Source organism: Streptomyces sp. LS-MS-L19, assembly GCF_058382285.1.
The window spans coordinates 2,214,211-2,228,867 of the sequence record NZ_JBYCLL010000001.1 but is presented as its reverse complement, the minus strand read 5'-3'; the positions used below and the strand labels follow the sequence as shown (position 1 = coordinate 2,228,867).

The 14,657-nt window shown below is 72.6% G+C and carries 16 protein-coding genes; 11 read left to right on the top strand and 5 right to left on the bottom strand.

Annotated elements, in window-relative coordinates:
* Positions 1-47: 47 nt before the first annotated feature.
* From AC2XR2_RS09835 to AC2XR2_RS09825, 3 genes are all read left to right on the top strand, one after another.
* The gene (locus AC2XR2_RS09835; RefSeq protein ID WP_491514812.1) at positions 48-752 is read left to right on the top strand and encodes a class II aldolase/adducin family protein; all 705 of its coding nucleotides are present in this window, start codon (positions 48-50) and stop codon (positions 750-752) included.
* A gap of 441 nt (positions 753-1,193) precedes the next feature.
* A complete protein-coding gene (locus AC2XR2_RS09830; protein WP_491514811.1) occupies positions 1,194-2,372 on the top strand; it encodes an alpha/beta hydrolase in 1,179 nt (392 codons plus the stop codon).
* A 355-nt stretch (positions 2,373-2,727) separates the two neighbouring features.
* Complete coding sequence (locus AC2XR2_RS09825) at positions 2,728-4,131, top strand: hypothetical protein (protein ID WP_449349460.1); 1,404 nt, start codon at positions 2,728-2,730, stop codon at positions 4,129-4,131.
* A gap of 1 nt (position 4,132) precedes the next feature.
* On the opposite strand, the gene AC2XR2_RS09820 is transcribed toward AC2XR2_RS09825, so the two are convergent.
* The gene (locus AC2XR2_RS09820; protein WP_491514810.1) at positions 4,133-4,546 is read right to left on the bottom strand and encodes a VOC family protein; all 414 of its coding nucleotides are present in this window, start codon (positions 4,544-4,546) and stop codon (positions 4,133-4,135) included.
* A gap of 97 nt (positions 4,547-4,643) precedes the next feature.
* Entirely contained in the window at positions 4,644-5,534 is an 891-nt protein-coding gene (gene ypfJ, locus AC2XR2_RS09815) for a KPN_02809 family neutral zinc metallopeptidase (protein WP_491514809.1), read from the bottom strand.
* Positions 5,535-5,796: 262 nt separating this feature from the next.
* On the opposite strand from ypfJ, the gene AC2XR2_RS09810 reads away from it, so the two are divergent.
* The 3 genes from AC2XR2_RS09810 (at position 5,797) to AC2XR2_RS09800 (ending at position 8,896) form a co-directional block, all read left to right on the top strand.
* A complete protein-coding gene (locus AC2XR2_RS09810) occupies positions 5,797-7,395 on the top strand; it encodes an ABC-F family ATP-binding cassette domain-containing protein (protein ID WP_062024277.1) in 1,599 nt (532 codons plus the stop codon).
* Positions 7,396-7,745: 350 nt separating this feature from the next.
* Positions 7,746-7,967: a helix-turn-helix domain-containing protein gene (locus tag AC2XR2_RS09805; RefSeq protein WP_004002281.1), complete on the top strand. Its 222-nt coding sequence runs from the start codon at positions 7,746-7,748 to the stop codon at positions 7,965-7,967.
* A 116-nt stretch (positions 7,968-8,083) separates the two neighbouring features.
* Positions 8,084-8,896 (top strand): enoyl-CoA hydratase/isomerase family protein, encoded by an 813-nt coding sequence (locus AC2XR2_RS09800; protein WP_491514808.1) that lies wholly within the window; start codon positions 8,084-8,086, stop codon positions 8,894-8,896.
* Here AC2XR2_RS09800 and AC2XR2_RS09795 read toward each other — a convergent pair.
* The gene (locus AC2XR2_RS09795) at positions 8,893-9,597 is read right to left on the bottom strand and encodes a nucleopolyhedrovirus P10 family protein (protein WP_449349463.1); all 705 of its coding nucleotides are present in this window, start codon (positions 9,595-9,597) and stop codon (positions 8,893-8,895) included. The genes AC2XR2_RS09800 and AC2XR2_RS09795 overlap by 4 nt on opposite strands.
* 86 nt (positions 9,598-9,683) lie before the next feature.
* Here AC2XR2_RS09795 and AC2XR2_RS09790 point away from each other — a divergent pair, with 86 nt between their 5' ends.
* From AC2XR2_RS09790 to amaP, 5 genes are read left to right on the top strand one after another with little or no spacing between them, the layout of a single operon-like run.
* A complete protein-coding gene (locus tag AC2XR2_RS09790) occupies positions 9,684-10,142 on the top strand; it encodes an Asp23/Gls24 family envelope stress response protein (protein WP_330267816.1) in 459 nt (152 codons plus the stop codon).
* 37 nt (positions 10,143-10,179) lie between these two features.
* Positions 10,180-10,365 (top strand): hypothetical protein, encoded by a 186-nt coding sequence (locus AC2XR2_RS09785; protein WP_123759874.1) that lies wholly within the window; start codon positions 10,180-10,182, stop codon positions 10,363-10,365.
* Positions 10,362-10,760 (top strand): Asp23/Gls24 family envelope stress response protein, encoded by a 399-nt coding sequence (locus tag AC2XR2_RS09780; RefSeq protein ID WP_491514807.1) that lies wholly within the window; start codon positions 10,362-10,364, stop codon positions 10,758-10,760. Before AC2XR2_RS09785 ends, AC2XR2_RS09780 begins: the two co-directional genes overlap by 4 nt.
* Positions 10,757-11,443: a DUF6286 domain-containing protein gene (locus AC2XR2_RS09775; protein ID WP_491514806.1), complete on the top strand. Its 687-nt coding sequence runs from the start codon at positions 10,757-10,759 to the stop codon at positions 11,441-11,443. Before AC2XR2_RS09780 ends, AC2XR2_RS09775 begins: the two co-directional genes overlap by 4 nt.
* Before the next feature lie 5 nt (positions 11,444-11,448).
* The gene (gene amaP, locus AC2XR2_RS09770; RefSeq protein WP_491514805.1) at positions 11,449-12,027 is read left to right on the top strand and encodes an alkaline shock response membrane anchor protein AmaP; all 579 of its coding nucleotides are present in this window, start codon (positions 11,449-11,451) and stop codon (positions 12,025-12,027) included.
* A 51-nt stretch (positions 12,028-12,078) separates the two neighbouring features.
* Here the strand turns inward: amaP and AC2XR2_RS09765 are convergent, their stop codons facing one another.
* Together AC2XR2_RS09765 and AC2XR2_RS09760 are read right to left on the bottom strand one after the other, a co-directional pair.
* Positions 12,079-12,834, bottom strand: a complete 756-nt coding sequence (locus AC2XR2_RS09765) for an SDR family oxidoreductase (RefSeq protein ID WP_381303365.1) — start codon at positions 12,832-12,834, stop codon at positions 12,079-12,081.
* Positions 12,835-12,839: 5 nt separating this feature from the next.
* Positions 12,840-14,621 carry a glycoside hydrolase family 15 protein gene (locus tag AC2XR2_RS09760; protein ID WP_491518426.1) on the bottom strand — a complete coding sequence of 594 codons (1,782 nt, stop codon included), beginning with the start codon at positions 14,619-14,621 and terminating at the stop codon, positions 12,840-12,842.
* Positions 14,622-14,657 lie beyond the last annotated feature (36 nt).

The following is a 14,657-nucleotide window of genomic DNA, read 5'->3' as shown; positions in this document are numbered from 1 at the left end:
CCCCCGGCCCTACGACGGCTGGGCACCCCTGCTGGCAGGATCAGGGCATGGCTGAGGAACAGCGGGATCCGCGGGACGCAGGGGTTGTCCGACCTGGGAGCGGCGCACGCCCCGACGAGGCGCGGGCCTGGGCCGAGTTGGTGGACACGGCCCGCCGGACGGTCTCCGACGGCCTGGTCGTCGGCACCTCCGGCAACGTCTCGGTACGCGTCGGGAACACGGTCCTCGTCACACCGTCGGGCGTCCCCTACGACCGCCTCACCCCCGCCGACGTGACAGGCGTCGACCTGGACGGCCACCAGGTCCTCGGCACCCTCGTCCCCACCAGCGAACTCCCCATGCACCTCGCCGTCTACCGCAGCACCGACGCCCGCGCGATCGTCCACACCCACGCCGTGCACGCCACGGCCGTCTCCACGCTCGTCCCCGAACTCCCCGCCATCCACTACATGACCGGCGCCCTCGGCGGCCCCGTCCGGGTCGCCCCCTACGCCACCTACGGCACCGACGAGTTGGCCGAGAACATGCTCCAAGCCCTGGCCAACCGCTCCGCCTGCCTCCTCCAGAACCACGGCACGATCGCCTACGGCACGAGCCTGTCCCAGGCCTTCGACCGCACGGCCCAACTGGAATGGATGTCCCACCTCTGGCTGACGGCCCGATCGGTACCGGGCCTGACCCCCCATCTCCTGACGGAGGAACAGGTGGCGGAGGCGGGGGAGCGGTTGCGGGGGTATGGCCAGCGCGCCTGAGGGGGTGCCGGGTGCGGTTGTGGGGCGGGTGCGGGTGAGTGGGGGCTGGTCGCGCAGTTCCCCGCGCCCCTAGGGGGTTGCAGTTGGCCTGTGCCACGACGGGACCGTCCGCCGCCCGCGTCCGCCCCCATGCACCGTTGGCCGCCGACGGCGCGAAGGGGACGGGGTGGGGGGTGTCCGCCCGCAGCGGCCGGCGTCCGTTACAGGGCCCCTCATAAGCGACCGAGCCGCCGGACCGAGGACGGATACCCCCCACCCCGGCACCGACCCACCCACCGGACCCCACGCGCTACACACGCCCCCACCGAAGCCGCGCGGGCCGCCGCAGGCCTCTCAGGGGCGCGGGGAACTGCGCAAAACGCCCGCCCCCACCACGCCGCACCGACACCGAAGGCCCCCGCCCACTGGCCCCACCCCCCTCCCCCCGCGACACTGAATCACGTGCGCAGTGTCAAACCGACGGCCGCCGCCGTCACCACAGCCCTCGCCGCAGCAGCCGCAGCCGCCGCCGGCATCGTCGCCGGCAGAATCGCCAGCGACGCCGGACTGAAGGCCCCACCCGGCCGCCCCCTGCCCGGTGAACCAAGGCTCACCGTGCACTCCACCGCGGCCGGCCGCATCGCCCTCACCAGAGACCTCGCCGCACTCCGCCCCGGCACCTACGGCCTCGCAGGCGACGCCGCACACGCCGTCATCGGCCCCGTGCTCACCACGGAACCCCACTCCGCCGACACCGTCGTCCGCCGCCTGGAACGCGTCGCCCACGGCACCCTGCAACCCGGCGACAAGGTCTGGCTCACCCCGAACATCCACGTCGGCGACCCGCGGTCCGCCCTCGGCCTCGACCAGGCCGACGTCGACATCCCCGGCGAACTCGGCCCCCTGCCCGCCTGGTTCGTGCCCGGCGGCCGGAACACCTGGGTCATCGCGGTCCACGGCCTCGGCCCGACCCGCGAACACGCCCTGAACGTGCTGGAGTTCCTGCACCACCACCGTTTCCCGGTCCTCGCCCCCGCCTACCGCGGCGACGACGGCGCCCCCCGCCCGCCCGACGGCCTCCACCACTTCGGCGAGACCGAGTGGCACGACCTGGACGCGGCGATGCGCTACGCCGTCGACCACGGCGCCCGTCAACTCGTCCTGCACGGCTGGTCCACCGGCGCCACGATGGCCCTGCGCGCCGCCGCCCGCTCCGGTCTGCGCCACCGCGTCAAGGGACTCGTCCTGGACTCCCCGGTGCTGAGCTGGGAGCGCACCCTGCGCGCGCTCGCCGCGGCCCGCCACACCCCCGGCGTCCTCCTCCCGCTCGCGGTCCGCGCCGCCCAGGGCCGCACCGGCCTGCCCAGCGACCACGCCGGGCTGTACGCCGACCGCACCCACGCCGAGCACCAGGACCGGACCGACACCACGGGCCCGGCGGAGCCCCCGCCCCCCACCCTGATCTTCCACGGCCCGGACGACACGATCGCCCCCTGGGACCTCTCCCGCCGTCTCGCCGCCACCCACCCCGACCGGATCACCCTCCACACGGTCCACCAGGCCCCCCACGCCGCCATGTGGAACGCCGACCCGAGCGCCTACGAGGAAGCCCTCCGCCGCTTCCTCACCCCACTGATGTGAGCGCCGCCCCGCCCCGTTCCGACCCCCCAGCCGCCACCCCCGGCCCACCTCGCTCCCGCCCCCGGCCCAACCGAGCTCCAGCACCCGGTGCGGTACGTCGCCGAGGGCCGATCCGCCCCCTCCCACTTCGCCCCGCCCCCGCCCGCTCCGCCCCCGTCCCCGCTCTACCCCACGCCCTCCCACCCCCGCCCCGCACCCCGCTCCCACCCCCCGGTCCCACCCGTTCCGTTTAAGCCCGTACCACTGGCCTGATCTCGGCGTATACCCCTCCGCGCGGCCCCGCCGTTGGCCATCCCCGTCGCCCGCGGTGACATTCCGTTTGGGTTTTCGGACCGTCAACCGGAAGACTGCACCCGTGACGTCCCGTATCCCGCGCGACTCCAGGCTTCGACTCGTCCGCCCGCGACCCCTGGCCGCCGCCCCCACAGCCGTGAACCAGCGGCGCCCTCGCCGCCCCGCGCCCCGCCCCCCGGAGGGCACCCCGGCCCCCGCGGAACTGGCCAGAATGGCGCGCTCCGGCCTCGCCGACGCGGCCCGCCTCGCCCACTGGGCCGACCACGCGCTACGGCCCGGCGGCGACAGCGCGAGCGACGGCAAGGGCACGCTCTCCGACGAGACAGCCGAACGCGCGGCCGCGGACCTCGGACTGACCGCGGCTCAGATCCGCGCCCACTGGGACACCGCCCGCCTCGCCGGCCTGGTCGAGGTGCACGGGGACCGGGCCCGCCCGGGCTGGCGGCTGCGCGCCTGGGACCGGGACGACAGTGCCGTGCTGCGCGGCTGGGTCGCCCTCTTCGACGCCTGGTCGCTCGCCTCCCCGGAACCCACCGGCCATGAGCCCGCCGCCGTCGCCGAGGTCGTCTCGGCCATGCCCCAGGTGCTCTCCTTCCTCCAGCTGTCCGCCGGACCCGTCCCGGTGGAGCAGCTCCTGGACCTCCTGGAGCAGCGCGTCACCGAACTGCGCACCGAGCGCTGCGAGATCCCCTACGGCCCCCAGCCGGAGCCCGTGGCGGAGCCCGAGGCGCCGGAGCCCCAGGACGCCCCGCTCGCCCCCCTCCTCGACTGGGCCCTGCATGCCCTCGCCTCCGTGGGCGCCCTGACCTACGGCGACGGCCAGGCCACCCTCACCCCGCTCGGCAGCTGGGCGGTGTGGGTCAAGCTGGAGCAGATCTGCGTGGCCGCGCAGAGCCCCGCCGGCAACATCGAGGTCGCCGCCGACGAGATGCTCCGCGGCTGCGCCCAGCTGCGCCCCAACGCGGCCCGCGCCGAGTACCGCGCCTGGCTCGCCGCCCGCCCTGTCGGCAGCGCCGTCACCGAGCTGCTCGGCGCCGCCCGCGGTGACGACGCCCTGCTGCGCGGCCTCGCCTTCGAGGCGCTGCGGGTCGTCGGCGCCCCCGCCGAGCCCGACGTCCGCTCGGTGGCCGACGAGCCCACCCTGCGGCCGTACGCCCTGCTGTGGCTGGCCGAGCACGACGGCATCGACCCGGAGGACGCCCACGAGGTGCTCACCCGGGAGGAGGCCACCTGGCTGTGGGTCGACACGGCTGCCGCCGTCGCGGACCACGGCGAGGCCCCGATGCTGGTGCGCCACCTGGAGTCCGCCGTGCAGCCGACCGTCCCCCAACTCCTCGACGAGGTCCGGGCCGTGGGCCACCCGCGCACCGTGCAGGTCCTGGTCGCCCTCGCCGCCGCCCATCCCGACCCGGCCCTCGCCAAGGCCGTCCGCCGCGCCGCCTTCCAGGTGCACACCGGAGGGTGAGTCAGGCGGGTATCTCCGGAGCGTAGGTACCGAAGCTCCAGACATTGCCCTCGGCGTCCCGGGCCATGTAGTCCCGGGAGCCGTAGTCCTGGTCCGTCGGGGGCATCAGGATCTCCGCGCCGTGCTCCACGGCGCGGCGGTGGTGTGCGTCGACGTCGTCCACGACGACGTACACCCCGGTCGTGCCCGCCTCTTTCATCGCCGCGTCGAAGAGGCCGCCGCGGCCCTTCGAGCCGAGCATCACCGCGCCGTTGCCCTGCACCAGTTCGGCGTGCATCACCATGCCGTCCTCGCCCTCGTACACCGACGACTGGGTGAACCCGAACACCTCCGTCAGCTGTTTGATCGCCGCCTTCGCGTCGGCGTACAGCAGGGTCGGGTAGATGCTCGGACGCGTGCCGCTCGTTCCCGTCATGCCGATCACTCCCTCGTGAGCCGAGTGCCGTGGTCCCCTCTGCGAAACAGTCTTGCAGCGACCACTGACAATCGCCTGTGACCAGGCAGGACGCCGCTCAGCGGAACGTGTCGCAGCGGGCCGTGTCGCCCGACTCGTAGCCCTGCCGAAACCACTGCTGCCGCTGCGCGGCCGACCCGTGCGTCCACGACTCCGGTGTCACCCGCCCCTGGAACCGCTCCTGGATCCGGTCGTCGCCCACGGCCGCCGCCGCGTCCAGGCCGTCGGTGATGTCCGCGTCGGTCAGGCTCGTGATGAGCGGCCGTCCCGTCGACTCGTCCTTCGTCGTGGTCGCGTGCCGTGCCCACACGCCCGCGTAGCAGTCCGCCTGGAGCTCCACCCGCACCGCGTTGCTGCCGGCGCCCGTGCGCCCGTCCTGCGACCGGCTCAGCGTGCCCGTCAGGTCCTGCACGTGGTGCCCGTACTCGTGGGCCACGACGTACGCCTGCGCGAACGGCCCGCCCGTGGCCCCGAACTTGGAGCGCAGCTCGTCGAAGAACCCGAGGTCCAGATAGACCTTCCGGTCACCCGGGCAGTAGAACGGCCCGACCGCCGAGCTCGCCGAGCCGCACGCGGTGCCGACCCGCTCGCTGAAGAAGACCGTGGGGGAGTGGTCGTAGGAGGCGCCGCGCCGGGTGAACTCCTGGTCCCAGTAGTCCTGGACGCTGTTGACCACCGCCACCATGCGGCAGTCGTCGCGGGTGTTCGCGTCCTGCCCGGTGCGGCACTCCCGCTCGACCTGCGCGAGCCCGGAGGCCGTGGCGGCGGGCTGTCCGCCGCCGTCGGTGAGGTCGAGCTGGTCCGGGCCGACGCCCAGGAAGAGACCGAGGAGCAGGACGATCAGCCCGCCGATGCCACCGCCGATGGTCGCCCTCCCGCCGGGGATGCGGCTGCCGCGCACATCCTGCACCTCGGAGGTGTCCAGCCTGGCGTCGTCGTCGAACTGCATGCCACCGCCCTCTGCGCGCACCGGCCCCCGCAGGGCATCCTCGCCCGGCGGCCCTTCTCCGACCTCGGCCACTCGCCCGAACGGGGGACCGCGACGGGACCGACCGGATACCCGGAGCGAGACCAACCGAACACCCGAACCCAGAAAAAGTGCTTGCACGGCCCCGTTAGACTTGGCCTCATGGCCATTCTCCTCGCGCATTAGACGGCGGGAACGTCCTCAGCCGCCCACCCGCCACACAACCCGCCCCTGGAGTCTGTCCGTGATCTCCGCCTCCGGTATCGAGCTGCGCGCCGGCGCCCGAGTCCTCATCGAGTCCGCCACCTTCCGAGTCGCCAAGGGCGACCGCATCGGTCTGGTCGGTCGCAACGGCGCGGGGAAGACCACCCTGACCAAGTGCCTCGCCGGCGAGGGCATCCCGGCCGCGGGCCAGATCACCCGCTCCGGCGAGGTCGGCTACCTCCCCCAGGACCCCCGCACCGGCGACCTCGACGTGCTCGCCCGCGACCGCATCCTCTCCGCGCGCGGCCTCGACGTCCTGCTGAAGAAGATGCGGGACAACGAGCAGCGGATCGCGAACGGCCAGGGCGCCACCCGCGAGAAGGCCCTCAGGCAGTACGAGCGCCAGGAGACGGAGTTCCTCACCAAGGGCGGGTACGCCGCCGAGGCCGAGGCCGCCACCATCGCCGCCGCGCTGAACCTCCCCGACCGGGTGCTGGGCCAGCCCCTGCACACCCTCTCCGGTGGTCAGCGCCGCCGTATCGAACTGGCCCGGATCCTCTTCTCCGACGCCGACACCCTGCTCCTCGACGAGCCCACCAACCACCTCGACGCGGACTCGATCGTCTGGCTGCGCGACTACCTGAAGACCTACCGCGGCGGCTTCATCGTGATCTCCCACGACGTCGACCTGGTCGAGACGGTCGTCAACAAGGTGTTCTACCTGGACGCCAACCGCGCCCAGATCGACGTCTACAACATGGGCTGGAAGCTCTACCAGCAGCAGCGCGAGGCCGACGAGAAGCGCCGGAAGCGCGAGCGGCAGAACGCCGAGAAGAAGGCCGCCGCCCTGCACTCGCAGGCCGACAAGATGCGCGCCAAGGCCACCAAGACGGTCGCCGCACAGAACATGGCCAAGCGTGCCGACAAGCTGCTGTCCGGCCTGGAGGCGGTGCGCCAGCAGGACAAGGTCGCCAAGCTGCGCTTCCCCGAGCCCGCGCCCTGCGGCAAGACCCCGCTGATGGCGGAGGGCCTGTCGAAGTCGTACGGCTCGCTGGAGATCTTCACCGACGTCGACCTGGCCATCGACAAGGGCTCCCGGGTGGTCATCCTGGGCCTCAACGGCGCGGGCAAGACGACCCTGCTGCGCCTGCTGGCCGGCACCGAGCAGCCCGACACCGGCGCGGTCGTGCCCGGTCACGGCCTCAAGCTCGGCTACTACGCCCAGGAGCACGAGACCCTCGACCCTGAGCGCACGGTCCTGGAGAACATGCGCTCGGCGGCCCCCGACCTCGACCTCGTCGAGGTGCGCAAGACGCTCGGCTCCTTCCTGTTCTCCGGCGACGACGTCGACAAGCCGGCCGGGGTCCTCTCCGGCGGCGAGAAGACCCGCCTCGCCCTCGCCACCCTGGTCGTCTCCTCGGCCAACGTCCTGCTCCTCGACGAGCCCACCAACAACCTCGACCCGGCCAGCCGCGAGGAGATCCTCGGCGCGCTGCGCACCTACAAGGGCGCGGTGGTCCTGGTCACCCACGACGAGGGCGCCGTCGAGGCGCTCCAGCCGGAGCGGATCATCCTGCTGCCGGACGGCGTCGAGGACCTGTGGGGCGCCGACTACGCGGACCTCGTCGCCCTCGCGTAAGTCAGCACCGCTTGATCGAAAGCGTGATCCACGGCGTATGGATCATTCGGCCTACCGGTGATCCATCATCTGTGTGAGATCTCCTCGTACCGAAGTGTGTCCTACATCCATTTCGCGGCCGAGCCCTTCATCGACAAGGGCTCGGCCGCTGCGCGTCTCTGACCTGGAGCTTCACAAAAGAACCCGTTCGGCGGTACGAACGCGCCCGGGTGGAATCACAGATTCCGTATGTGGGGACTCGCTCCTGTCGTCAAAACCCTGTCTTACGGACCTTGCCGAATGGGTGGCCATGAACGCCCGGAGGGGTGATCATGAGGAGACCAGAGCGCACTTCCCATGAGGAGGCACGGGTGGCCGAGACTCTGAAGAAGGGCAGCCGGGTGACCGGCGCCGCGCGCGACAAGCTCGCGGCAGACCTGAAGAAGAAGTACGACTCCGGTGCGAGCATTCGGGCACTGGCCGAGGAAACCGGCCGCTCGTATGGCTTCGTACACCGGATGCTCAGCGAATCGGGCGTCACGCTTCGTGGGCGTGGCGGAGCGACGCGGGGCAAGAAGGCCGCATCGTCCTGAACCGGGCGGCCCATCGGCTTCGATGGTGACCACCCGGTCGGTCGACCGAGCGACCGGGTGGTTACTGTGCAGTCACTTAGCATCGCTCTGCTGACCGCACGCATCGGAGGCGCCCTATGGCCACGTCCAGCCAGGACGGCCAGGAATCAGTTCCCCTGCTCGACAAGGACGGCGTACGGCTCACCGTCGAGGACACCCTCGCCACGGTGACGCTGACCAACCCGGCCAAGCGCAACGCCCAGAGCCCCGCTCTGTGGCGTGCCCTTGCCGAGGCCGGCCGGCTGCTGCCGGGCTCCGTCCGGGTCGTGGTCCTGCGTGGTGAGGGCAAGTCCTTCTCCGCCGGGCTCGACCGGCAGATGTTCACGCCCGAAGGGATCGAGGGCGAGCCGTCGTTCATCGACCTCGCCCGCAGTGGCGACGCCGAACTCGACGCTGCCATCGCGGACTTCCAGGAGGGCTTCACCTGGTGGCGGCGCAGTGACGTCGTGTCCATCGCCGCCGTACAGGGGCACGCCATCGGGGCGGGCTTCCAACTGGCCCTCGCCTGTGACCTGCGCGTCGTCGCCGACGACGTGCAGTTCGCCATGCGCGAGACCGGCCTCGGCCTGGTCCCCGACCTCACCGGCACCCACCCCCTGGTGGGCCTCGTCGGCTACGCCCGGGCGCTGGAGATCTGCGCCACCGGGCGCTTCGTCACGGCCGAGGAAGCGGTGAGCACCGGCCTGGCCAACATCGCCGTACCCCTCGACCAGCTCGACGGCGCGGTGCACGACCTGGCGGCCGCGCTCCTCGCCGCCCCCCGCGACGCGGTCATCGAGACCAAGGCCCTGCTGCGCGGAGCCCAGGACCGCACCTACGACGAGCAGCGCGCCGCCGAACGGGCAGCCCAGACCCGCCGACTGCGGGACCTGGCCGGCGTAGGCGACTAACCCGTCACGGCCGTCACCAGCACGGCCACCGTCGGGTGATCGGGCCATGCCCGCTCCACCTCCGCGCGGACCGCTCGGGCCACGTCCAGTGCCCGGCGGTCCACCGCCAGCTCGACCCGGACATGGCGGCGTGGCAGCGCACCCCCGGACTCCCGCTCGGTGATCTGCACGGGCCGTCCCAGCAGGCCGGTCAGTCCGGCCACCCCGGGCACCGCCAGCGCGGCCTCACCCGCCCGGCCCTCGTCACCGGAGCCGGCCGGCTCCACCAGGCGGGGCTCCTCCGGCTGCCGTGCCCGAGGCGGCTCCTCGTCGAACAGACCCGTCACCCGCAGGTCCACCTCACCGATCTCCAGCCCCAGTGCCCCGGTCGCCGTCCGGGCCAGCGTCGAGCGCAGCCGCTCCGCCGTCACCGGCACCGGCTGCGACAGCGCGGCCTCGACATCCGCCGTCAGCCGCAGCGGACCGGGCGGCAACGCGCTCGGCGGTGGCGGTACGGCGGGTTCGCGGGCGTCCGCCGGATCGGCGAGGCCGATGCGCACCCCGCCCAGCCGTACGTCCCGCAGCCCTTCCACGGCGGCCCGCAGCACCGCCGCGGCCGCCTCCTCGGAGACCCACGCTCCGTCGCGCGGCCCACCCAGGGGCAGCAGCCTGCCCAGCCCGAGCTGATGCCGCACCGTCCGTGCCCACTGCTCCGCCGTCATTGCTCCAGCCTGCCGCATCTCCGGCGCGAGATCCCGCCGGCGCACATACCGTGGTCGAAGGAGGACCACCGGAAGGGGTGACGACGATGACCGACATGACACAGAGCACCGAGGCGGAGCCGCAGCTGCGCAAGGCCACCAGGCGCGGCGGCGGGGACCCGGCGACCCGGGGCCGGACCACCATCGCCGACGGGGTCGTGGAGAAGATCGCGGGGCTCGCGGCCCGTGACGTCCTCGGCGTGCACGCCATGGGCAGCGGACTGAGCCGCACCTTCGGCGCCGTGCGCGACCGGGTGCCCGGCGGCTCCAAGTCCGTGACCCGAGGGGTCAAGGCCGAGGTCGGCGAGGTGCAGACCGCGCTCGACCTGGAGATCGTCGTCGACTACGGCGTCTCGATCGCGGACGTGGCCAAGGCCGTCCGGGAGAACGTCGTGGCCGCTGTCGAACGGATGACCGGCCTGGAGGTCGTCGAGGTCAACATCGCGGTGAGCGATGTGAAGCTGCCCGACGAGGAGGACGAGGAGCCGGAACCCCGGATCCAGTAGTCACACCACACCTTGAGGGACCTTTAGGGAGCGCACGATGAGCATGGCCGTGGTCGGCATGATCGCCGGCATGGCGCTGGGCTTCGCGGGGTATTTCGGCGGATTCGGTGCCTTTCTGCTGGTGGCGGCGCTGGGCGCCATCGGTTTCGTGGTCGGCCGGTTCCTGGAGGGGGACCTGGAGGTCGGCGACTTCTTCCGCAGCCGTGACGACCGGCGGCGATGACACCCGTGAACAGCGAGACCGGCGAGGCGGGCGAGCTTCGCAGACCCCTGACCGCCACCACCGTGGCACCCGGCGAGCGGGGCGCGACCCGTATCGCCGACCGCGTGGTCGCGAAGATCGCGGGACAGGCGGCCCGCGAGGCGCTCGGAGCCCTCCCCGCCGAGGCCGAACCCCCGTACGCCACCGTCGTCGTCCACCACGGCCTGGCCCGCGTCCGCATGCACCTGGAACTCGACTACCCCTGCGACATCGGGACGCGTTGCCGAGAGGTGCGTCATCAAGTGGTCGAGCGGGTAGTCGCGTTGGTGGGCATGGAGGTGTCGGAGGTCGCCGTCCAGGTGGAGCGGCTGCATCCGGCACAGGCGCACGGCGTGGCACAGGGGAGGACGCGATGAGCGAGCCCCAGGGCTCCGAGGGCACCACACAACGACTGCCGGTCATCGAACGGGCGGCCGAACCGGACGAGCGCGGCCAGTCCGCGTCGGCCGCCGCGTACGGACCACCACCGGTCCAGGAGGGCGCGACGGGCGGCACCGAACGCCGCTTCTGGTCGGCGCGCAGAGTCCCCGCGGGCATCGTCGCGCTGCTGCTCCTGCTGACCGCGGGCGTCTTCCTCTACGACATCGCAGCCGTCCGGGCCAACCGGCCGGCCATGCACTGGCGCCGCGAACTCGCCCGGCAGCTCGCCGAACGCCCCCTGGACGACACCTGGGTCCTGGTCGGCGCGGGCGTCGCCGCGGCCCTGGGCCTGTGGCTGATCCTCCTGGCCGTGACCCCCGGCCTGCGCGCGGTCCTCCCGATGCACCGCACCCACCCCGACGTCCGCGCCGGCCTCCACCGCGACGCGGCCGCCATGGTCCTGCGCGACCGGGCCATGGAGGTGGCCGGCGTGCAGTCCGTACGGGTCCGCACGCGCCGGAAGAAGGCCGACGTCCGCGCGGTCTCCCACTTCCGCGAACTGGACGACGTCCGCGCCGACCTGGACGTGGCCCTGGCCGAGGCGATCAGGGGACTGGGCCTGTCCCGGCCTCCCGCCCTGTCGGTGCACGTGGCCCGCACGACCAGGAAGAAGGGCTGAGAGCGATGCGCAGGACCGTCAACCGCGTACTGATCGGCCTGGTGGGGCTGGTGCTGCTCGTCCTGGGCGGCTCGGTGCTCGCCGTCGGCCTCGGCGTGAAGCCGCCCTCCTGGTGGATCCACGACGGCAAGAACGACGTGCTGCTGAGCGACGCCGAACGCACCCGCTGGGACAGCGAGGGCTGGTGGTGGCCGACGGTCATCGCCGCACTGGCCCTCGTGGTCCTCCTGACCCTGTGGTGGCTGACGGCGGTCCTCCGCAGGCGCCGGCTCACGGAGGTCCGGGTCGACACGGGCGACGGCGAGGGCGCGCTGCTGAGGGGACGGGCACTGGAGGGCGTACTCGAAGGCGAGGCCGCCGAGTTGGACGGCGTCCACCGGGCCCACGCCCACCTGACCGGCCGCCCGGACGCCCCAGAGACCCGCGTACGCCTCCAGTTGGAACCACACGCGGACCCCGGAACAGCCCTGAACTACCTCACGACAGAGGCGCTGACCCACGCCCGCAACTCGGCGGGGCTGGAGTCACTCCCGGCCGAGGTGAGGATGACCGGCGTGAAGCACAAAGCAGAAAGGGTCAGTTAAGGGCATTCAGGGGCGCGGGGAACTGCGCGATCAACCCCCACCGGCCCGCAGCTAAAACCCATGCCGCATCCCCCCATCAACCGGCAACATGATGCCGGTCAAATAGGAAGCAGCCGGCGACAGCAAAAACGCCGACACCCGCCCGAACTCCTCCGGCGTCCCGTACCGCCGCAACGGAATCCGGGACTCGTTCGCAGCCCGGGTGGCCTCAGGATCAGCCGACATCCCGTCCAGCTCCCGCACGCGATCCGTGTCGATACGCGACGGCAGCAATCCGACGACCCGAATCCCCCGCGGCCCCAACTCGTCCGCGAGCGACTTCGCGAACCCGGCAAGACCGGGCCGCAGCCCGTTCGAAATGGTCAGCCCGGGAATCGGCTCGTGCACCGACCCGGACAGCACGAACCCGATGACGCCCCCCTCCTCCAACTCCGCCGCAGCCGCACGGGCCAGCCGGACGGCACCCAGGAACACCGACTCGAACGCGTTCTCCCACTGCTCGTCCGTGTTGTCCGCGACAAAGCCGGGCGCGGGCCCGCCCACACTGATCAGCATTCCGTCGAAGCCGCCGAAGTTCTCCCGCGCCACCGCGATCAGCCGTTCCGCCGCCGCCGGATCGGCGTTGTCGACGCCCACCCCCACCGCGTTCGGCCCCAGCTCCGCCGCCGCGGCCGGCGCACGCGACTCGTCCCGCCCGGTCACCACGACCTTCGCCCCGTCCGCGACCAGCGCACGCGCGGCCGCGTTGCCGAGCCCACGGGTCGCTCCGGTGACGACGTACACACGGTCCTTCAGCCCAAGATCCATGACCCCTATCCTGCCTCCTCGCCCCCGAAGAGGGTGAGGGCGGTGTTCACCAGTCCGATGTGACTGAACGCCTGCGGGAAGTTCCCTAGCTGCGCTCCGGCCACCGGGTCGTACTCCTCGGACAGCAGCCCCACGTCGTTGGCCAGCCCCAGCAGCCGCTCGAAGAGGTCCCGCGCCTCCTTCCTGCGGCCCGTCATGTGCAGCGCGTCGGCGAGCCAGAACGAGCACACCAGGAAGGTGCCCTCGCCGCCGGGCAGCCCGTCCACCGGGGTCTCCTCGGCGCTGTACCGCCGTACGAATCCGCCGTGCTCCAGCTCCGCGCGGACCGCGTCGATGGTGCCGACGACCCGGGGGTCGTCGGCGGGCAGGAAGCCGACGCGGGGGATCAGCAGCAGGGACGCGTCGAGTTCGCGGGAGCCGTAGTACTGGGTGAAGGTGTTGCGTCCGGGGTCGTAGCCCTTCTCGCAGACCTCGCGGTGGACCTCCTCGCGCAGCGCGCGCCAGCCGTCCAGGTCACCGGTCAGATTCGGGAAGGCCTCCAGGGCACGCACCGCGCGGTCGGCGGCGACCCACACCATGATCTTCGAGTGGACGAAGTCGCGGCGGCCGCCGCGCACCTCCCAGATCCCCTCGTCCGGCTGCCGCCAGGAGGAGCGGAGGAAGTCCAGCAGCACGCTCTGCAGGGACCACATGTGCGGGATGGCGGGCAGTCCGGCCCGCCGGGCCAGTGACAGCGAGTCCATGACCTCGCCGTACACGTCCAGCTGGAGCTGTTTGACGGCCTCGTTGCCGATGCGGACCGGCCGGGAGCCGCCGAAGCCGGAGAGCCACGGCAGTTCGAACTCGGGGAGCCGCCGCTCGCCCGCGACGCCGTACATGATCTGGAGGTCCGCCGGGTCGCCGGCGACCGCGCGCAGCAGCCAGTTCCGCCAGGCCTCGGCCTCCTCCAGATAGCCGCACTGCACCAGGACGGCCAGGGTTAGGGTGGAGTCGCGCAGCCAGCAGTAGCGGTAGTCCCAGTTGCGCACCCCGCCCAGCTCCTCCGGCAGCGAGGTGGTGGCCGCGGCCACGATGCCGCCGGTCGGGCGGTAGGTGAGCGCCTTGAGGGTGATCAGGGAGCGGATGACGGCGTCCCGGTGCGGCCCGTCGTAGCGGCAGCGCGCCGACCACTCCTGCCAGTCGGCCACGCTGCTCTCCAGCGTCTCGAACGGGTCGGACAGCGGCGGGCGCGGTTCGTGCGAGGGGTGCCAGGTGAGGACGAAGGCGACCTTCTCCCCCTCCTCGACGGTGAACTCCGAGTGCGTCGCGAGGTGTTCGCCCCAGGTGCGCACCGGGGGCACGCTGCGCAGCCACGTCGAGTCGGGCCCCGCGATCGCCACCCGCTGCTCGTCGACGCGGCGGACCCAGGGCACGATCGAGCCGTACTCGAAGCGCAGCCGGAGCGTGCTGCGCACGGTGACCCGGCCGCGCAGCCCTTCCACGACCCGTACGAGGTCGGGGGCGACGTCGCGCTGCGGCATCAGGTCGGTGACCCGCACCGCGCCCTCGTCGGTCTCCCACTCGGTGTCCAGGACGAGGGTGCCGGGACGGTAGCCGCGCCTGGTGCACCGGTCCGCGCCCTCGGGGGCGATCCGCCAGTGGCCGTTCTCCTCGTCGCCGAGCAGCCGCGCGAAGCAGGCCGCCGAGTCGAAGCGGGGCAGGCACAGCCAGTCCACGGAGCCGTCCGTGCCGATCAGGGCGGCGGTCTGTTCGTCGCCGACGAGGGCGTAGTCCTCGATACGGGGGATCCGGTGAGCCGGTGGGGTTCGGGGGTGCACGCAGTG